This is a genomic window from Pseudomonas vancouverensis (assembly GCF_004348895.1).
GTDB lineage: Bacteria > Pseudomonadota > Gammaproteobacteria > Pseudomonadales > Pseudomonadaceae > Aquipseudomonas > Aquipseudomonas vancouverensis.
Genome location: NZ_RRZK01000008.1, coordinates 116,336 through 134,734 on the forward strand (window position 1 = coordinate 116,336; position 18,399 = coordinate 134,734).

Genomic DNA, 18,399 nt, shown 5'->3' on the forward strand with positions numbered 1-18,399 from the left:
CCGGCCGGTGGGGCATGCACTCACTGCACGGTGACAGTGACGTTGCGTACCGAGCCCGGGGTTGATCGGATGGTCGCCGTCGGGTTGAGCGACGGAGCGACCGTGGTGTTGGTGACTGTCAGCGTCCAGCGTCCGGTGATCGCCACAGGGGCGGTGCCCAGGGTGACCAGCCCGGCCGGGGTGGTGACCTGAACGGTGACCGTGTTGCCCAAGACCGTCGACGAGGTACCGGTGAAGTTCCAGGTGAAGCGGTTGCCGGCACGGGCAGTGACGGTGGCCGCCGTCACGTTGAACACTTCAAGCACCAGCGGTGGCGAGACTTGCACGGTGACCGTGGCCGGTGCCGACAGGGCGCCAAAGCTGTCCCGGGCGACGTAGGTGAAGGTCGTGGTGAAAGGCGTCAGTACCACGGCTGGCGGGGTGTAGGTCACGTTGGTGCCGCTGATGGCGACCGTACCGCGGCCAGCTGCCGGTTGCGTGATGCTGTCGATCGCCAGCGGGAAGTTGCCTTCCACATCAGTGTCGTTGGCCAGCACGCTGATGGTCACCGGTACACCCTGGGTTGCCGCGCTGTCGGCATTGGCTACCGGTGGTTGGTTAGGCGCCACGGTGACCGTCACGGTCGCCGGAGTGGCCGAGGCCAGTCCCTTGGCGTCTTGAACCTTGTAGGTGAAGGTGGTGGTCAGCGGCGCATTGACCACGGCCGGTGGGGTGTAGACCACGTTGTTGACCGCCATGGCCACGGTGCCCTGGCCTGCGGCCGGTTGGGTCAGCGCGGTGACGCTCAATGGCGTGTTGTTGTCCGGGTCGCTGTCGTTGGCCAGCACGTTGATGGTGACCGGCACGCCGAAGGTGGTGCTGGCGACATCATTGACGTTGATCGGCCGTTGATTCTGCCCGGAGTCCGGCGCTGTTCCGACCACCACGACCGGCTCGGTATCGCTGCCGCCAGCGGCAGATTTGACGGTGACGGTCGCGGGTGGCTGCTTCAGCTCAGTAACGGTCAGCGATTGCGTCAGGCCGTTCTTCGTCAGCCGACCGAAGCCCTGGGCAACCATGTCCGGCACTACCACTTCGTCCGTGGACGTGGCTTCGATCAGCAGCTTGTGGCTGCTCCAGTCATAGCGTGCCGTCTGCACTTTCACCACGTCGGACAGCTTGCTCGATACGGCGGTAGGTCGCGTGGTTCCGGCGGGATTGGTGGCGGTCACGACCACGACCGGCGGTACAGTGCCGTTGGCCAGCAGGTGCTGACCGAAGTAGTGGCCGTTGTTGTCCCCCAACATGCTGGTCTGGCACGGCGTGACAGGCGGGCCGGGGACCAGTGCAATGCTTTCGCGGAAGCACAGGGTCGAACCGTTGCCGGCCTTGGCGAACACTTCCACCCGGGTGTTGGTTCCATTGGTGCCATTGGTGCGCCGGTACGTGGCGCGATCGAGGTCCACCGCGGTTTGCGCGCGGCTGTCGAGCACCTTGCCGGCCACGGTGAAGAGGTTGGTCTGGATGGTCCCGGCCGGCCCCTGGATACGCACGAAGTTGGTGTTGTTGGGGCTGCCGGTCACTTGTTCGGTGAGGTTCGGATCGCCGACGAAGGTTTCCACCGCGCCCGTGTCCGGGTTCACCTCGGTGTAGGGACCATTGACGCTGCGCAGGAACGGACCGATGTCACCGGCCAGCGCGCCACTGAACACGCCCGGTGCGCCGATGCCGACATCGCGGGTGATGTTGATCGCCCGACGCCCGGGGGTGTCCACCCTGACGGTTTCCACGCCGTAGGGGTGAGTGATGGTGTAGGTCCCGGCGACGGGAATGTTCACCCTCATGCGAATCCGCGCGAAGCTGATCTGGTCGCCATCGAGCGGATTGCCACCGGCGAAGGCGGCTTCGATCCCGGCAACGTACGCGTCCATGCCATAACCGGCAGCATTGTTGGGGATGTTGGTTTCGGCGAGGAACCAGAAGGCTTCGTCCGGCCAGTTGTCGGGGAATACCATTGGCTGGGTGTCATCGAAAATACCGGGTGTCGGCAGCAGGGTGCACATGTACGCCGGTGGCGTGGTAGCACCGACCCGCGAGCTGACGGCCCGGGATTGGCACAGTTCCATCGACAGCAGATTCTTGTCCTGATACCAGATCGGGAATTTACCCGTGGCGAAGGTGTAAGGGCCGGGGTCGACGGCATTGAGTTGCGCGAAAGCGCTGCCGGACAGCGAAAGAGTCAGTCCCAGGGCGTTGAGCGCCAGGCGTGGCCAATTGTTCATGATGCCTCCTGATGGGGATCTGGGCATGTGAGCGTTCATTGCACGATGACCACTTCTTCGGTGTCGCTGCCGCCATTGGATGACGTCACGCGCACCTTGCTGGGTGGAATCGGCGAAATGCCGGTGGCCAGGCTTTTCGTGGCGCCGTCGCCACTCAAGGCGCCGATGGCGACACCTGTGTCGGTGGTCGCGGTCAGGACCGGTGGCGAGGTCTCGTCACTGGTCGAGGCGACGATGGTGATTTGCCCGCTGCCCAGGCTGTACTCGGCGCGGGAGATCACCACCAGGTCAGTCAGGGGCATGGGCAGCGTGGTGGGGGTGCTGCTGGCAATGGCCAGATGGTTGTCGGCGGTCACTTGCAGGGTGCTGGGCAGGGTCGGGTTGGTCGACGATTGCGCGTACCAGTGGCCGGTGGTGTCCGCTTCGGTGAAGTTCAGCACCGGGTTATTGCTGTCCAGGGTGACCGTGGCCGGTGGCGGTGGCGCCTGGACGAACACGTCCTGCTGGGCCACCGGGGCGCTGGTACCGGCATGCCGGGAATAGGTGCTGCGCTGGGTGATGACCGGCGTTGGCCGGACCACCGTCGACAACTTGCCGGACACAGCAAACAGCTCGGTGCGCAGGTCCAGGCCATTGGGCCCTTCGATGCGCACGTAGTTGGTATTGAACGGGCTGCCGGTGACGGCCTCGTTGAGGTTCGGATCACCGACGAACTGTTCGGCCTGGCCGGTAGTCGGGTTGGTCTCGGTGTAGGGGCCGTTGATGCTGCGCAGGAACGGCCCGACGTCACCCTTGAGCGCGCCGTCGTAGGTTTTCGGAGCACCGATGCCGATGTCCCGGGTCATGTTGATCGCCCGCCGCCCGGGGGTGTCGATGTTGAACACCTCGACGCCGTAAGGGTGAGTGATGACGTAGGTGCCCGCGGTGGGCACATCGACGCGTATGCGGATACGGGCGAAGCTGATCTGGTCGCCTTCAACCGGATCGCCGCCACTGAACGCCGCTTCCAGCGCCGAGACGTAGGTCAGGTCAATGCCCCGGGCAGCGTCGACGATGGTGGTTTCACCGGTGGCCCAGAACGCTTCGTCGGGGAAGTTGGTCGGGAAGACCAACGGTTTGGTGTCATCGAAAATCCCGGGATTCGGGATCAGCGAGCACATGTAGGTCGGCGTGCCCGGCGTCGTGGGAACCCTGGAACTGACAGCCTTGGACAGGCACAGGTCCAGGGTGCGGCCATGGGTGTCCTGATACCAGGCGGCGAAATTGCCATTGGCGGGCAGGTAGGGTCCGGGGTCTACAGCGAACAACGCCGCCTGGGCGACGCCTTGGGCCAGAGCGCTCACGACCAGGACGGTCGCGGTTTTGGACAGTAAAGGGTGCATGAGTATTCCCTCTATCAGATTACCTGCCCTTGGGGCTGGGTCAGTTGCGAGGGCATCGGCAGATTCCATGCCAACCGGCGAAAATGGCTGCGTAACGCCCGGCTCACAGGCGTTTGGCGCTTTGCTCGACGCCTGTGGGCTGAGCCGTCAGGCGGGCCACTGTCCCCAGCATTGGGGGCAAATGGGTGCAACGGGGCAGGTGGGGAATGGCAGACCCAGGTTCGGGCAAAACGCCATGAGTGGGCTATAAACCAATAGGGATTTTTGGAACTGCATCAAAATGAACACAATGGCCAAGACACTTCCGTCCGAAAGCGATATTCGCCTGAGCACGCGCAAGCAGCCGTTCAACCTGCTGCGCTGGTTCTCGTTGATCAGCATGGCGGTGATCGGCACGGTGGCCGTGGCGTTGGGGGCGGTGTCGACGCGGTTCGTGATTACCGAAAGCGTGCAGCGGGATGCTCTGCTGACCTCGCAGTTCATCCAGGCGATTGCCTCGGCCGAGGTGCGCCATGTGTCGATCCCCAACGTGCGCACCATGGGCGAGTTGCTCGACCCGCGCAAAGACCGCGAATACACCGACGTCGACCCCCTGGCCCGGGCCGCCGCCCGGGGCGAATTCCTTGACCATATCGAGCATCTGCCGGACGTGATCCTGGCCAACATCTATGCCCCCGACCGCATGGTGATCTGGTCCACCAACCCGGCGTTGATGGGCACCACGATCCATGCCGACGAAGACCTCGACCGTGCTTTCAAAGAGAAAATGCCGGTGTCAGCCAGTTACCACGACGTCGACAAGACGCGCATGGAACAGAAGTTCGTGACACCGCCGGAGTACATCTTCCTCGAGAACTACATTCCGCTGTTCGATGCCGATGGCAAGACGGTCACCGCCATGGTCGAGATCTACAAGGAACCCCAGGACCTGATCAATCGCATGGAGCGCGGGCTGGTGCTGATCTGGCTGGCCACGGCCCTGGGCGGCGGATTGATCTACCTGGGCCTGTACTGGATCGTGCGGCGCGCGGCGATACTGCTGGCGGCCCAGCAGAAACAACTGATCACCAACGAAACCTTCGTCGCCCTGGGGGAAATGTCTTCGGCGGTCGCCCACAGTTTGCGCAACCCGTTGGCCACCATCCGTTCCAGCGCCGAGCTGGCCCTGGAGTTCGACAGCGGCGCGGCGCACAAGAACATCAGCGACATCATTGGCCAGGTCGACCGCATGTCGAAATGGGTACGCGAGTTGCTGCAATCACTGCGACCGCTCAGCGACGAGGCGGAACCGGTGAACCTGGTGGCGGCGCTGCACGACAGCCTGATGGCCTACGAGCAGCAGATCGCCAAGGCCCGGGTCACCGTGGTATTCGACCCGGACCAGACGCCCATGGTGCTGAGCCAGCAGGTGCAGCTCACGCAGATCCTCAACAGTCTGCTGTCCAACGCGGTGGAAGCCATGGACAGGGGCGGCACACTGAGTATCACCTTGGAGCCTGGCGGCACCCAAGGTGTGAGCGTGGTGGTCGCGGATACAGGCAAAGGCATGACCGCCGAACAGCGCAGCATGGCCTTCCGGCCGTTCTTCACCACCAAGCAGGGCGGGCTGGGCGTCGGCCTGGTGCTGGTCAAGCGGATCATGGAGCGTTTCGGCGGTGCCGTGGCCCTGGACAGCCGCGAAGGCAAGGGCACGTCTGTCCGTCTGTCGTTCAAGTTGGTCCCCTGATTCTGGGGATGAACTTTCCCCGTTAGCGGGTGTCAATCCCCAGTCGTTTTTCCCGGTCATGGCACATTGATATCCATAAGCCATTGTTTTTCAGTGTGTTAATACTTTTGTATAACCCCGTTACAAAATTGGCGAGCTCCTTGCAAATCCCCCATCACCCCCTTCCCGAATACGAGGCGGCTGGTGATGGACAGAAAAGCGCGGTACCCCTCCAAGTGGTTCAAGCTGGCGCCATTGAGCGTCCTTCTTTCGATGACTTTGTGCACAGGGATCACGCGTGCCAGCCCCATAGACGACGAACGACAGCCGGAGCCTTCGGACCCTTCGGCCTACTACGATGAACCTGCAGATGAACCGGCGGCGCTCAATGCCATCCTCAGCATGCCGGAGGCCAACGAAGACTCTTTCGACCTGCCTGACGGGGTCAAGGGCACCCGTAACACGACCCGGGTAGAAAACCAGCTGCCACCGGCGCAGCAGACCAGTTTCAACTACCCCACCAATGGCAAGCCCAGCCCGTTGTTTGGGGCGCAGCCGTTCACTCAGCAGATGCTGCTGTTCGAAGAGTTCGGACCGGAAAAACTCGACCCCACCACACCGGCAGCGCAACTGCCGTTCCCGCCACCGGGGATTGGTCCGCTGCCAGCGCAAGATCCGACCAGTATCGCCCGCAGTGCGCCGCCCAGCCTGGCCCTCGACGCGTTCCTGCGCCAGCCAGGGTTGACGCCGTTCCCCAGCCAGTACTCCAACTCGGTCGACCGCAACCCTTGGCAGGTGCAGATCGAACAGTTCCTCAACCGCCATATCGGCTCGTCCGCCGAAGGCCGTCCACCAGGAAAGGGCTGGTCGCACCAGCGCTGGAACGAATTCTACCCGCAGTACGCCTACAAGACCGTGCAGACCGGTATCCGCACCAACGGCGGCCTGCGTGACAGTCGGCAAATGCACCACTACGCCGTGGGTGAGTTCGGCCCGGGCGGCCTGTATCACAACGTCGCCGGCATTCCGGCAACCGACGGTACGTCCAAAGGCGTCGAGCCACGCCTGCATCCGCTGATGCCGGTGCAGAACCACAACTCGGTGTGGACCTTCGACGGCACCTTGCCGCCCAAACTGTTGATGGTGCGCTACGGCCAGCCCGTGCTGATGCGCCACTACAACGGCCTGCCCATCGACCCGTCGGCGAACATGGGTTTTGGTCTGCACACCATCACCACCCACGAGCACAACGGTCACGCACCGGCGGAAAGCGACGGCTATGCCAACGCGTTCTTCTTCCCGGGGCAGTACTACGACTATCGCTGGCCGATCCAGCTGGCCGGCTACGACAGCATCAACACCACCGCGACCGACCCACGGGCAGCGTTCCCCTGCTCGCCGGGGGAAACCCTGTGGACCAATGACATGAGCCCGGGCCTGAAGACCTGCGACCACGGCACCATCAAGATCCGTGGCGACTGGCGCGAGACCATGAGCACCCACTGGTTCCACGACCACATGCTCGATTTCACCGCGCAGAACGTCTACAAGGGCAACGCGGCGATGATGAACTACTACAGCGCCCTGGACCGTGGCAACGAGGCCGTCGATGACGGCGTCAACCTGCGTTTCCCCAGCGGCAGTGGCTTGCCATGGGGTAACCGCGACTACGACGTCAACCTGGTGTTTGCCGACAAGGCCTGGGATCAGAACGGTCAGCTGTGGTTCAACCCGTTCAACACCGACGGCTTCCTTGGTGACCAGGTGGTGGTCAACTGGGGCTGGAAACCGACCCTGGACGTGCGCGCCCGCAGTTATCGGTTCCGCATGCTCAACGGCTCGGTGTCGCGCTACTACAAGTTCGCCCTGGTACGGGAAATCAAGGGCACCAGTGGCGAGTTCCAGGGACCCAAAGGCTCGGGTGTGTCCTATGCCCGTGTGCCGTTCCACATGATTGCCAACGACGGCAACATCATGGAGCACGCCGTGCCGTTCGACGGCACCATGGACCTCGACGCTGACGGCGACAAGCAGAACCACAACGCCATCCTGCCGACCCAAGGTATCGCCGAACGCTTCGACATCATCGTCAACTTCGCCAAGAACGGCATCAAGCCGGGGGACAAGATCTTCTTCGTCAACCTGCTGGCCCATGACGACGGCAAGGGCCCGAAAGAAGCGATCTCCCTGGCTGACGTGCTCTCCGAGAAATACCTGGCGGTGATCAAGCAGACCAGCAAGGGCCCGCAATGGGACAAGGGCGATCCGGCGGTGGGCAAGGTGTTGCAACTCAACGTCAAGGCCTATACCGGTCAGGACCTGGCCATGGACCCTTCGAAGTACGAACCGGCCAAACCGGGCAAGGCTGAAGGCCTGGTGATGATCCCGCTGAAGATCCACCGCGACAACGCCGCCGACAAGGTGCTGCTGTCCCAGGCCCGGCATCGCAGCTTTGTCTTCGGTCGCTCCGACGGTACCGATGAAGCGCCCTGGACCGTCAAGACCGACGGCGGCTTCGGCTATCACATGGACCCTCGTCGCCTGAACGCGGCCACGCAGCTGAAAACCGGCCCAACCGACGCTGGCACCAACGGCTTCGGCACCCTGGAAGTATGGAACATCAAGCTCGGCGGCAAGGGCTGGAGCCACCCGGTGCACGTGCACTTCGAGGAGGGGATCATCTTGAGTCGCGGCGGCAAGGCACCGCCTGAGTGGGAAAAATGGGCACGCAAGGACGTGTACCGCATCGGTTCGGAAAACGATGGCCTGGACAGCGTGGAAATGGCAATCAACTTCCGTGAGTTTGCCGGGACCTACATGGAGCACTGTCACAACACCCAGCACGAGGACAACTCGATGCTGCTGCGTTGGGACATTGAGAAGCCCGGACAATTCCAGTTGATGCCGACACCGCTGCCAAGCTGGGACGGCGTGCGCTACGTGAACTCTGCCGCGCTGCCAACCTTCCGCACTGGCGACGGCCTGGGTCCACAAGTAACAGTCAAACCATGAAGAGGGAGGGTGTCGACATGACGTTGAATACACCACGCAAACGCGCCTTGGGCATGCACCTGATCCTGGTGCTGGTCACGGGGTTGCTGGCGAGTCGACTGCTGATCGCCAACCAGGCGTCGTCGACACCCGCACCTGCTTCGTCCACCGAGCAAGCCCTCGCCAGCGCACCGGTCGAGAAGGCAGCTGCAGAACAATCCGCCACCCCGTGGGGTGGCGACTATTTCCCCAACACCCTGCTGACCGACCAGGACGGTCAGCAGCTGCATTTTTTCGATGACCTGATCAAAGGCAAGGTGGTGGTGATCAACTTCATCTTCACCTCCTGCAGCGACTCCTGCCCACTGGAAACCGCACGCCTGCGCCAGGTGCAGAAACTGCTGGGCGACCGGGTCGGCAAGGACGTGTTTTTCTATTCCATCAGCATCGATCCCTTGAGCGACACCCCCGAGGTGCTCAAGGCCTATTCGCAACGCTTCCAGGTCGGGCCGGGCTGGCGCTTCCTTACCGGGGAGTTCGCCGACGTCACCGAGCTGCGCAAGAAGCTCGGGCTGTTCATCGAAGGCGTCGACAACGGTCGCAGCAAGGACCACAACCTGAGCCTGATTGTCGGCAACCAGGAAACCGGGCGCTGGATGAAAGCCTCGCCCTTCGAAAATCCGTGGATTCTCGCCGACCAACTGGCCAATACCTTGCAAAACTGGAAACAGCCCAGCGTTGAACAAAGCTACGCCGACGCGCCGCAGATTCGTCCGCCGAGCAACGGCGAAGAACTGTTCCGCACCCGCTGCGCTTCGTGCCACAGCCTCGGCCCCCTGGACGGGCAGGGCATCGGCCTGCGCAGCATCGGCCCGGACCTGATCGGCGTGACCCGGCAGCGTGATCCGGCCTGGCTCAACCGCTGGATTCGCGAACCGGACCGCATGCTCGCCGAGAAAGACCCGATTGCCATGCAGCTGTTTGATCAGTTCAACAAGATTCCGATGCCCAACCTGCGCATGGACGAGCATTCCGCCCAGTCCATTATCGAATTCCTCCAGGCCGAGACCGACCGGCAGCATCCGCCAGCGCAGTCCTTGGCCAGCGAAAACGAAGAACCGCAGCATTACCACTCGGTCGCACCGACGAAAACCACGCAGATGCAATGAGTTAGCAGCAAAAGTATCGAAATAGTTACGGTGGCCAGTCAATTGCTATCAATTGTTACCTACACTGATTCGAAACATCGCTGAACAGGCTTGATTCACCAACCCAGGACACACCCATGCAGATACTGGAACAACAAAAAGTACCTGCGCCGGACGCTCCGGCAGCACCAGGCAAGGGGTGGCGACCGCAGTTCAATCTGCTGCGGTGGTTCTCTCTGGCGAGCTTTTTCATCATCGCCGCAGTGGCGCTGGGGCTGGGCTATATCTCCACGCGTTTTGTGGTGGATGAGAGCATCGAGCGCGACTCGATGTTGACTGCGCAGTTCATTCAGGCCATCGGCGAAGCCGAGATCCGTCATGCCGGCATCAACACCCGACACACCATGGGCGAGATGCTCGATCCGCGCATGGACCACAGCTATCCCGATGTCGACTCCGCTTCCCGGGCAGGCGCGCGCATCGAGTTTCTCGATCATGTGGAGCATCTGCCCGACATCCTGCTGGCCAACGTCTATGCCCTGGACCGGACCGTGGTCTGGTCGACCAACCCGGAGTTGATCGGCGCGCGCATCGACGATGACGACGAGCTGGACGAGTCGTTCGAAATGAAATCCCTGGTGTCCACCAGCTACCACGAGATCGACGAAGAGCGCCCCGAACAGCGCCTGCTGCGCGAGCCGGAATACCTGTTCATCGAGAACTACATTCCGATGTTCAATGCCGATAAAAGCAAAGTGATCGCCATGGTCGAGATCTACAAGGAGCCTGCGGACCTGGTCGAGCGCATCCAGCGCGGCTTCAAGTCGATCTGGCTGGCCACGCTGATTGGCGGCGCCGCCATCTACCTGGGGCTGTTCTGGATCGTGCGGCGCGCGGCGATGCTGTTGCAGACCCAGCAGAAGCAATTGATTGCCAACGAAACCTTCGTCGCCCTCGGGGAAATGTCCTCGGCGGTGGCCCACAGTTTGCGCAATCCGTTGGCCAACATCCGCTCCAGTGCCGAGCTGGCCCAGGAAATCGCCAGCCAAAGTGCGCAGAAGAACATTGGCGACATCATCAATCAGGTCGACCGCATGTCGCGCTGGGTTCGGGAGCTGCTGGTGTCGTTGCGGCCGATGAACGACGACTTTGAAACCGTTGATCTGCAACTGGCCATCGAAGACGCCCTGAGCGCCTTCGATCCGTTGATCAAGCGTTCGAATGTCGAGGTGCGTTTCAGTCCGAAAAGTGTCCCACCGATCGTCAGCCAACAGGTGCTGCTCACGCAAATTCTCAATAGCCTGTTTGCCAATGCCCTGGAAGCGATGCCCAAGGGCGGCGTGCTGACGATCGAGATCGACTCACCGGCCCCTGACGCGGTCCGCATGGCCTTGACCGACACCGGCAAGGGCATGTCGCGGCAGCAACAGCAAATGGTCTTCAAACCGTTTTTCACCACCAAGCAAGGTGGGCTGGGCGTCGGCCTGTCGCTGGTCAAAAGAATAATGGAGCGTTTTGCAGGCTCGGTCGAACTGACCAGCCAGGAGCAGGAAGGAACCCGCGTTTGTCTCAATTTCAAAGTGGCAACGGGAGGGGAATATGGAGCACAGCATTCTGCTGGTCGAGGATGACGAAATCCTTGCCGAGAACATCCAGACCTATCTGGAGCGAAAGGACTTCGAGGTGACCGTCTGCCATTCGGCCGAAGACGCCCTCGAGCAATTGGGTTCTTTCATGCCGGACGTGGTACTGACCGACAACTCTTTGCCCGGTATGAGCGGTCACGACCTGATCCAGAAGCTGCGCATCAGCGCGCCGGATCTGAAAGTGATCATGATGACCGGCTACGGCAATGTCGAAGACGCGGTGGTGGCGATGAAAGAGGGGGCGTTTCACTACGTCACCAAGCCGGTTGCATTGCCGGAGCTCAAGCTGCTGCTGGACAAGGCCCTGGCCACCGACCGCATGGAACGCACGCTGTCGTTCTATCAGGAACGTGAAGCCCAGGGTTCCGGCGTGCAGGCACTGATCGGTGAGTCGGCGCCGATGGCGTACCTGAAGAACACCATCAGCCAGTTGCTCGACGCCGAACGGCGCATGGCCAGCGGCGACCTGCCACCGGTGCTGGTCGAAGGCGAGACCGGTACCGGCAAGGAGCTCGTGGCTCGCGCCCTGCATTTCGACGGCCCGCGTGCCAAGGGCCCGTTCATTGAATTCAACTGCGCCTCGATCCCCTCGAACCTGGTGGAGTCGGAACTGTTCGGTCATGAGAAGGGCGCCTTCACAGACGCCAAGGACCGTCGCCTCGGGCTGGTCGAAGCCGCTGATGGCGGCACGCTGTTTCTTGATGAAATCGGCGAGATGGACCTGCTGCTGCAAGCCAAGCTGCTCAAGTTGCTGGAAGACCGCACCATTCGCCGCGTGGGTTCGGTCAAGGAGCGCAAGGTCGATCTGCGGGTGATCAGCGCAACCAATTGCAACCTCGAACAAATGGTCCAGCAAGGCAAGTTCCGCCGCGACCTGTTCTTCCGCCTGCGCATCATCTCGATCAAGGTCCCGCGCCTGTATGCCCGGGGCGCCGACATCCTGTTGCTGGCCCGGCATTTCCTGGCGATTCACGGTAAACGTTATGGCAAGCCGAACCTGCATTTCAGCGATCAGGCCGAAGACCTGCTGCTGAGCTACAGCTGGCCGGGCAACGTGCGCGAATTGCGCAATATGCTCGAGCAAACCGTATTGCTGACCCCAAGCGACACCATCGCCGCCCACCAGCTCAACGTCTGCCTGAGCCTGGTGGATGAGCCGCCGCTGTTCCAGCACGAACCGCAGTACAGCGAACCGCGTCCGTCCTACAACGGCACCGAGTCGATGAACCTGCCGGAGGTGGAACGCGACATGGTGCGCAAGATGCTCGACAAGACCGACTGGAACGTCACCAAATCGGCACGCCTGCTGGGCCTGAGCCGCGACATGCTGCGCTACCGCATCGAAAAACTCGGCCTGGCGCGCCCGGATAAACGCCAGTGGTAGCTGTCATTGCAACACCGGCCCTTGGCGCAAGCAGGACATCATGCAACCAGGATTGACCACTTCCTGGTTGACGTAGACACCACGCTCGGCATCGTAGGAGCGGATGAACACGCGCACCGAGGCATCGGCCACGGTTGGCAGTTGCGAGTCGGAGAACACGTGCTCGCTGGACACCGGGATGAAATCCCCGGGTGCAGTCGGGATATACGAGCCCGGCGGTACGGTGCTCAGGGATGGCGGCACGGGATGAGCGAAGGGCTGGTCCGCGCCGTAATAGTTGAACTCACTGCTGTAGTCGGTGGTGGGGGTGAGGTCGTCCGCCTGGGCGGCCATTGTCGCGGTCAGGCAAAGGGTGAACAGCAGCGTCAGATCGGTTTTTTTCATGGCAACACCTGCGGCATCGATTGAATGGCGTTTCCCCAAGGCCATTAACTATAGCTCTCGCCGCTGAACGTCGGCGCCGGGCGGCTTACATGTTCACAACACTCTACCGATTGGGCTGCTTCAGGCGCTGATCTAGACTCGTGCCGGTCAATCAGACTCGAGTGCAGGAGCGTGCAATGGAAATGCCGACAAAAGAACAGGCCATCGCGAGCAACCGCGAGGCGTGGAACGATTCCGCCCGTCATCACCGGGATGCGCCCGATTGGCAGGCGTTGCTGAACAACGTCAGCCAGGCCGGATTTACCTGTCTGGATGAGACGCTGACCGGGTTGCTGACCCAGGTCGGTGTCGACGGTAAGGATGTAGTGCAACTGGCCTGCAACAACGGCCGTGAAAGCCTGTCGTTGTACGCACTGGGCGCCCGCAGCGTGGTGGGCGTCGACCAGTCCTCAGCGTTCCTTGAACAGGCACGGGAGCTGGCATCGCGCTCGCCCCACGCCGCGCAGTTCATCGAGGCGGATATCCACCACTTGCCCGTTGAATTACATGAGCGTTTCGACCTGGCGTTGATCACCATCGGCGTGCTGAACTGGATGCCCGACATCGGCGAATTCATGTGCCACGTCGCCCAGACCCTGAAGCCCGGCGGGGCACTGGTGGTGTACGAAACCCACCCGTTCCTGGAAATGTTCGACCCGGATTCCGTCGACCCTTTCAGCCTGTCCAGCTCCTACTTTCGCCGCGAGCCGTTCGTGCAACACGAACCCATCGTCTACGAAGGCAAGGTCGAACAACCGGCCGCACCGTCCTACTGGTTCGCCCACACCCTGGGCGACCTGTTCACCGCCGCCCTCGCCGCAGGGCTGCGCATCAGCCACTTCCAGGAGTATCCGCATTCAAACCGCGAAGAGGCCTATGACCGTTACCAGCAACGGCCGGCGCAGTTGCCGTTGTGTTTCACCTGGGTGGTGATCAAGGACTGAGTCGAGGGATAGCCTTTAGTGATTGGCTGAATGACCCGCTTGGGCGTATAGGTTCATGCCCAGCGCGTGGAGAACACGCAAGACCGTTTCAAAGCGTGGTTTTGCGCCGGGTGCGAAGGCCTTGTACAGACTTTCGCGTCCCATTCCGGAGTCTTTGGCGATCTGCGTCATGCCCCGAGCCTTTACTACATAGCCAATGGCGCGAAGAAACTCCTCGTTATCACCGTCAGCCAGCACCTGGGACAGGTATTCGCTGATGGCTTCATCGCTGTCCAACAGTGTAGCCATGTCGAAAGCGGTCAAAGTCTGGCCCATGGTCAAACCTCCTGTGCCATTTTTTTTGCACGTTTGATATCCGCGCGTTGTGAGGACTTGTCACCTCCAGCCAGCAGGATAATGACCAGACCCTCTCGTATGGTGAAGTAGACCCGGTATCCCGCGCCCACGTCCACGCGCATTTCCGACACGCCATCCCCCACTGATTTGTTGTCACCCAGGTTGCCAGCCATCGCACGATCAATGCGACGGGCGATGGCGATCCTTGCGCGCAAGTCGCGAACAGAGGCGTGCCATGTAGCGAAAGCTGCGGTTTGCTGGACAAGATAATTCATCGCGCAACTGTATCCAAGTGGATACGGATGAGCAGTCAGACTTTTCCGCGAATGAATGGTTTTTATCTGTTCGTCGTGTAGGACCTGATCGCGAGCAGGCTCGCTGCCACAAGGCGATCGAAATCAATTTGTGGGAGCGAGCTTGCTCGCGATGGCCGCGACTCGGTTTGCGCGATGGAATCAAGCCTCCGCCGAAGCCGCCGCCACCACTGGCCGCCCCGGTTTGCGCAGTGGATCGAGGCGTGAGCCGCTGTAGGTGCTCTGCCGGTAGAAGCGCCAGCGGCCGAACAGCCCATACACATGGGTGACGCGGCCTTGCTCGTGGTAGCCCATGCGAATGTGCAGCTTCAACGCCGGGATGTTGTGGGTTTCGCAGGTGTCCACCACCTTGTTGCAGCCTTGCGCCGCCATGGCTTCCCACAGCGCCACTTGCACATCGACGGACAGGCGGGTGCCGAAGAAGGCACGAGTCATCTCGCCACCGAATTCGAAGAACTCACCTTCCTTCACCGGGAACCAGCAGCCGTAGTAATGGCGGTCGTGATAGTCCCGGGTACTGCCCCAGATGAAGGCCACGGCGTGGCCTTCGTCATCCAGATACATGTGCCCGGTATGGCCTTCAGCGGCCAGCTCGGCCATGGTCTCCACGCGATTACCGAAGTGCTTGGCAAAGGCAATGGCATTTTCCGGCGTAATGTCGACTTTGCGCACAGGCGGGTAGGGCCGCAACTTGTGCGGCGGGACCGGACTGACCAGGTCGCGCTCCATCCACAACAGTTCCCAATGAAAGAACACATAACGTTTCCACAGCGTGCCGAATGTTCGGCCCAAACCCTTTTGTCTGATGCGGTCGCGAAGCTTGTCGAGTGTGCTCATGAAGCCCTCCTTAGCGAAGGAAAGATGCTGCGGGGGTGAAGGTTATGATGGGTATAGATCACCATTGCGGGGGCATGGCCATCCTCTTGCCATCAATTTGTTTCAATGTATGTAACGTTATTGACACAATTTTCAGGCGCCAAAAAAGCGCCCGTCCAGCACTCAAAACTTTGCAGGAGCGAGCTCGCTCCGGGCGGCGTTCCGACGATGGAAGCACGGACAACGCGGGCGGTCTGGTTCCCCGCGTTATCGTCGACGACCATCGCGCGGATCGTTAATCGAGAAGGGCCTGTGGGCGCGCCGCGTGGCCATCAAGCGCTGCGGTATAGGCCACCCTCGGCACACCCGGCAAACGTTGCGCGAGCAAGGCACTCAGCGACTCTCCCGGCTCCAGGTAAGCGTCACCGAAATCGGCGCCAAGCTGGTTGGGGTGCGCGACGATTTCCAGCAGGCCGTCGCTTGGCGGGGCTGCGTTGCGCAGGTCCACCGGCGTACACACGTAGTCGGCGGTGGCGCCGCACAGATTGCTCAGGCGTCGATTGAGCAAGTCCTTGAAGACCCGCTTGGGCAGGCTGAGGTTTTGCCCGAGGTTGCGGGCCAGGCGCACCGGCACACCCTGGCGAGCGGCGAAGCGCGCGACGATTTCGCCGATCGGCCAGATGTTGTGCACGTGCTGATGCGAATCCAGATGGCTGGGGCGCATGCCGTGGTCCACGCAGCGTTGCCATTGCGCTTCGAGTTCTTCCTGCACCGCCGCGCGGTCACGCCGGCCGAGCCACAGGCGAGTGCGCGACAGGTTGAAGTCGAACACCCCGGCGCTGTCGCAAAACAGCGGACGCTGGAGGATGCTCTGGCTCAGCGGCTTGCCGTAGGTCAGGTTGAAGTGCAGGCCGATGCGCCCGGCAAGCAGCGGATGTTGCGCCAGGCCGCAGGCTGCTTCGAATGCCGGCATGTTGGCCATGGCGGTGGCGGAGCTGATGATTCCGGCCTGGAACGCACCGAGAATCACCGCGTTTTCGCAGGCACTGAGGCCGAAATCGTCAGCGTTGACTATCACTTGCCGAGGCATGTTCACCCTCCCTGTTTTTATTTTTTTTCGCGCTTGCCACCTCGGCGGGCACCGCCGCGAGGGGGGTAACCGGTCGAGTGGCGGCCGCTGCACGTTTGGCGCGCCATTGCTGCAATCCGGGTTTCAGACGCTGCCAGACCCGCAGCGCGAGGCCCAGCACCAAGCCACTGGGGCGCCAGGAATAGAAACTCCAGCGCCAGTGTTCCACTTGCCCGGTCATGCGTTCATGCAGTTGATGGCTGGAGTTTTCCAGGCTGACCCGTGACGCATCGATCCAGCGCCAATCGTCCTCCAGCCCCCAACGAATCCATTCTTCAAGCAGCACCCGGCCGCTGCCCAGATCGGCATACTGCGGCAGGAACGCCAGGTTGTAGTCATACAGCCGCCCCTGTTCCAGCAAGCCCAGGCGATAGCTGATGCAACGTCCTTCGAGCTCCAGCACCACCACCCGTACCAGACCCCGGGCGGCAAGGGCGGTGAAGGCACGGTTCATCCATTGGCGGTGGCGCTCGTCGGCGAAGATCCCCACGCCTTCGTCGCCTTTCCAGCTGACCGCTTCGACTTCACTGATGTCCTGCAACAACGGGCCCATGGTCACGGAATCGGGGATGATCCGCCGCACCTGCGCACCACACGCGGCGATACGCTTGCGCGCCCGGCGCAGTTTGTAGCGCGGATCACCGGACACCTCCTGATGGTCGGCGTCGCTGATCAGGTGCACCGGCGCCCGACAACTCAGGCGTCGCTCGGATGTTGAGGAGCCGGCTGCCCAGGCATTCAGCACCTGGTCGTCACCGGTCATCTCATTGAGTTGCAGCAGGGCATGGGGCAGGTGCCCGCGTATCTGCCTCAGGGCCATGCGCAGTTGATCGGCATCGAGTCGCGAGATCAGCGCGAGGCGGTCGGCCAGCGGGTAGCCCAGATGATGCAGGACCCGAAACGGCACACGTGCAAAACGCTCCAGCGAAGCCACCAGCGGCAGACACAGGGCGAGTTCGTCCTCCTGCCAGGCGAGCAGCACGTGCAGTTGTTCATCGGCCTGCAGTGCCCGTTCCGAGGCGCACAGCCAGGCCAGGGTATTGAACGGTGTGTGCGCCGTCACCCGCACGCGCAGCGCCTCATAGGCCGCTGCGGGAAAGTCGGGGGCGCACAACGAAGTGCGCCATTCGAATCGAGCCGCCATAGGGTCAGGTCGCCTCGGCCGTGGCCGGTTCACGCACCGGTTTGCGCAAGGTGTCCAGGCGCGAGCCGGTGTAGCGTGATTCACGGTAGAAGCGCCAGCGGCCAAACAGTTCGTATACGTTCATGATGCGTCCCTGTTCACTGTATCCGGTGCGGATGTGCAGCTTGAGCGCCGGGATGTTGTGCCATTCACAGACGTCCACGACTTTGTTGCAGCCCTGGGCGAGCATGGCTTTCCACAACTCGGTCTGCAGGTCCATCGACAGCCGGGTGCCCCAGTAGGGCCGGGCCAGCTCGCCACCGAATTCGAAGAACTCGCCGGGCTTCACCGGGAACCAGCAGCCGTAGTAGTGCTTGTCATGGTAGTTGCGCGCCGCGCCCCAGATGAACGCCACGGCATCGCCGTTTTCATCCACGTGCATGTGCCCGGTGTAACCCTCCCGGGCCAGCTCGGCCATGGTGTCGACCCGATCACCGAAATGCCGGGTAAAGGCCACGGCGTTTTGTGGGGTGATGTCCAGAATCCGCAGCGGCGGGTAGGGCTTGAGCTTGTGCGGCGGTACCGGGGTGACCAGGTCGCGTTCCATCCACAGCAGTTCTTCATGGGAAAACACGTAGTGCTTCCAGGCCTTTTTCAGGGTGGTGCCGAGGCCCTTTTGGCGAATGTGTTCGCTGATCTTGTGCAGTACGCTCATGTTATTGGCTCCTGACGGGATGTCCCGTGAGTGGAGTGAACCAGCGCGCGGCGACATGCCTGCGCGGCCAAACACAGAAGAG

15 protein-coding genes are annotated in these 18,399 nt (G+C 61.9%); 6 read left to right on the forward strand and 9 right to left on the reverse strand.

From position 1 onward, the window contains the following. Positions 1-20: 20 nt before the first annotated feature. Together EIY72_RS08275 and EIY72_RS08280 are read right to left on the reverse strand one after the other, a co-directional pair. On the reverse strand, positions 21-2,261 hold the full coding sequence (locus tag EIY72_RS08275) for an Ig-like domain-containing protein (RefSeq protein WP_093218640.1): 2,241 nt from the start codon (positions 2,259-2,261) through the stop codon (positions 21-23). 35 nt (positions 2,262-2,296) lie between these two features. Next, on the reverse strand, positions 2,297-3,643 hold the full coding sequence (locus tag EIY72_RS08280) for a hypothetical protein (RefSeq protein ID WP_093218642.1): 1,347 nt from the start codon (positions 3,641-3,643) through the stop codon (positions 2,297-2,299). Positions 3,644-3,923: 280 nt separating this feature from the next. Between EIY72_RS08280 and EIY72_RS08285 the strand changes: the two genes are divergently transcribed. The 5 genes from EIY72_RS08285 to EIY72_RS08305 all read left to right on the forward strand — a co-directional run bounded on the left by EIY72_RS08285 (position 3,924) and on the right by EIY72_RS08305 (position 12,517). Beyond that, positions 3,924-5,369, forward strand: coding sequence for a sensor histidine kinase (locus EIY72_RS08285; RefSeq protein ID WP_093218644.1), 1,446 nt, complete (start codon positions 3,924-3,926; stop codon positions 5,367-5,369). A 186-nt stretch (positions 5,370-5,555) separates the two neighbouring features. Next, entirely contained in the window at positions 5,556-8,360 is a 2,805-nt protein-coding gene (locus EIY72_RS08290) for a multicopper oxidase domain-containing protein (protein WP_093218646.1), read from the forward strand. A 17-nt stretch (positions 8,361-8,377) separates the two neighbouring features. After that, positions 8,378-9,508: an SCO family protein gene (locus EIY72_RS08295; protein ID WP_371315390.1), complete on the forward strand. Its 1,131-nt coding sequence runs from the start codon at positions 8,378-8,380 to the stop codon at positions 9,506-9,508. A gap of 116 nt (positions 9,509-9,624) precedes the next feature. Next, positions 9,625-11,118: a sensor histidine kinase gene (locus EIY72_RS08300; RefSeq protein ID WP_093218650.1), complete on the forward strand. Its 1,494-nt coding sequence runs from the start codon at positions 9,625-9,627 to the stop codon at positions 11,116-11,118. Then, positions 11,087-12,517 (forward strand): sigma-54-dependent transcriptional regulator, encoded by a 1,431-nt coding sequence (locus EIY72_RS08305; protein WP_093218652.1) that lies wholly within the window; start codon positions 11,087-11,089, stop codon positions 12,515-12,517. Before EIY72_RS08300 ends, EIY72_RS08305 begins: the two co-directional genes overlap by 32 nt. 3 nt (positions 12,518-12,520) lie before the next feature. Here the strand turns inward: EIY72_RS08305 and EIY72_RS08310 are convergent, their stop codons facing one another. Next, positions 12,521-12,901: a hypothetical protein gene (locus EIY72_RS08310; RefSeq protein ID WP_093218654.1), complete on the reverse strand. Its 381-nt coding sequence runs from the start codon at positions 12,899-12,901 to the stop codon at positions 12,521-12,523. 176 nt (positions 12,902-13,077) lie between these two features. On the opposite strand from EIY72_RS08310, the gene EIY72_RS08315 reads away from it, so the two are divergent. Beyond that, positions 13,078-13,884 carry a class I SAM-dependent methyltransferase gene (locus EIY72_RS08315; protein WP_093218656.1) on the forward strand — a complete coding sequence of 269 codons (807 nt, stop codon included), beginning with the start codon at positions 13,078-13,080 and terminating at the stop codon, positions 13,882-13,884. Positions 13,885-13,899: 15 nt separating this feature from the next. Here EIY72_RS08315 and EIY72_RS08320 read toward each other — a convergent pair whose 3' ends face one another. The 6 genes from EIY72_RS08320 to EIY72_RS08345 all read right to left on the reverse strand — a co-directional run bounded on the left by EIY72_RS08320 (position 13,900) and on the right by EIY72_RS08345 (position 18,317). Continuing rightward, positions 13,900-14,199, reverse strand: coding sequence for an addiction module antidote protein (locus EIY72_RS08320; RefSeq protein WP_093218658.1), 300 nt, complete (start codon positions 14,197-14,199; stop codon positions 13,900-13,902). A 2-nt stretch (positions 14,200-14,201) separates the two neighbouring features. After that, the gene (locus tag EIY72_RS08325) at positions 14,202-14,495 is read right to left on the reverse strand and encodes a type II toxin-antitoxin system RelE/ParE family toxin (RefSeq protein ID WP_093218661.1); all 294 of its coding nucleotides are present in this window, start codon (positions 14,493-14,495) and stop codon (positions 14,202-14,204) included. Between the two features lie 180 nt (positions 14,496-14,675). Then, positions 14,676-15,371, reverse strand: coding sequence for a GNAT family N-acetyltransferase (locus tag EIY72_RS08330; protein WP_093218664.1), 696 nt, complete (start codon positions 15,369-15,371; stop codon positions 14,676-14,678). 274 nt (positions 15,372-15,645) lie between these two features. Then, positions 15,646-16,440, reverse strand: a complete 795-nt coding sequence (locus tag EIY72_RS08335; protein ID WP_093218667.1) for a ChbG/HpnK family deacetylase — start codon at positions 16,438-16,440, stop codon at positions 15,646-15,648. Then, positions 16,412-17,623, reverse strand: coding sequence for a GNAT family N-acetyltransferase (locus EIY72_RS08340; RefSeq protein WP_093218670.1), 1,212 nt, complete (start codon positions 17,621-17,623; stop codon positions 16,412-16,414). Before EIY72_RS08340 ends, EIY72_RS08335 begins: the two co-directional genes overlap by 29 nt. Positions 17,624-17,627: 4 nt before the next feature. After that, entirely contained in the window at positions 17,628-18,317 is a 690-nt protein-coding gene (locus tag EIY72_RS08345) for a GNAT family N-acetyltransferase (protein ID WP_093218673.1), read from the reverse strand. Positions 18,318-18,399: the final 82 nt, after the last annotated feature.

What these genes read in the sequence shown, in the direction of transcription:
- EIY72_RS08300 (WP_093218650.1), top strand. Translation starts at nt 9,625, where the DNA reads ATGCAGATACTGGAACAACAAAAAGTACCTGCGCCGGACGCTCCGGCA.
- EIY72_RS08325 (WP_093218661.1), bottom strand. Translation starts at nt 14,495, where the DNA reads ATGAATTATCTTGTCCAGCAAACCGCAGCTTTCGCTACATGGCACGCC.
- EIY72_RS08335 (WP_093218667.1), bottom strand. Translation starts at nt 16,440, where the DNA reads ATGCCTCGGCAAGTGATAGTCAACGCTGACGATTTCGGCCTCAGTGCC.
- EIY72_RS08330 (WP_093218664.1), bottom strand. Translation starts at nt 15,371, where the DNA reads ATGAGCACACTCGACAAGCTTCGCGACCGCATCAGACAAAAGGGTTTG.
- EIY72_RS08310 (WP_093218654.1), bottom strand. Translation starts at nt 12,901, where the DNA reads ATGAAAAAAACCGATCTGACGCTGCTGTTCACCCTTTGCCTGACCGCG.
- EIY72_RS08280 (WP_093218642.1), bottom strand. Translation starts at nt 3,643, where the DNA reads ATGCACCCTTTACTGTCCAAAACCGCGACCGTCCTGGTCGTGAGCGCT.
- EIY72_RS08315 (WP_093218656.1), top strand. Translation starts at nt 13,078, where the DNA reads ATGGAAATGCCGACAAAAGAACAGGCCATCGCGAGCAACCGCGAGGCG.
- EIY72_RS08320 (WP_093218658.1), bottom strand. Translation starts at nt 14,199, where the DNA reads ATGGGCCAGACTTTGACCGCTTTCGACATGGCTACACTGTTGGACAGC.
- EIY72_RS08275 (WP_093218640.1), bottom strand. Translation starts at nt 2,261, where the DNA reads ATGAACAATTGGCCACGCCTGGCGCTCAACGCCCTGGGACTGACTCTT.
- EIY72_RS08290 (WP_093218646.1), top strand. Translation starts at nt 5,556, where the DNA reads ATGGACAGAAAAGCGCGGTACCCCTCCAAGTGGTTCAAGCTGGCGCCA.
- EIY72_RS08340 (WP_093218670.1), bottom strand. Translation starts at nt 17,623, where the DNA reads ATGGCGGCTCGATTCGAATGGCGCACTTCGTTGTGCGCCCCCGACTTT.
- EIY72_RS08345 (WP_093218673.1), bottom strand. Translation starts at nt 18,317, where the DNA reads ATGAGCGTACTGCACAAGATCAGCGAACACATTCGCCAAAAGGGCCTC.
- EIY72_RS08295 (WP_371315390.1), top strand. Translation starts at nt 8,378, where the DNA reads ATGACGTTGAATACACCACGCAAACGCGCCTTGGGCATGCACCTGATC.
- EIY72_RS08285 (WP_093218644.1), top strand. Translation starts at nt 3,924, where the DNA reads ATGAACACAATGGCCAAGACACTTCCGTCCGAAAGCGATATTCGCCTG.
- EIY72_RS08305 (WP_093218652.1), top strand. Translation starts at nt 11,087, where the DNA reads ATGGAGCACAGCATTCTGCTGGTCGAGGATGACGAAATCCTTGCCGAG.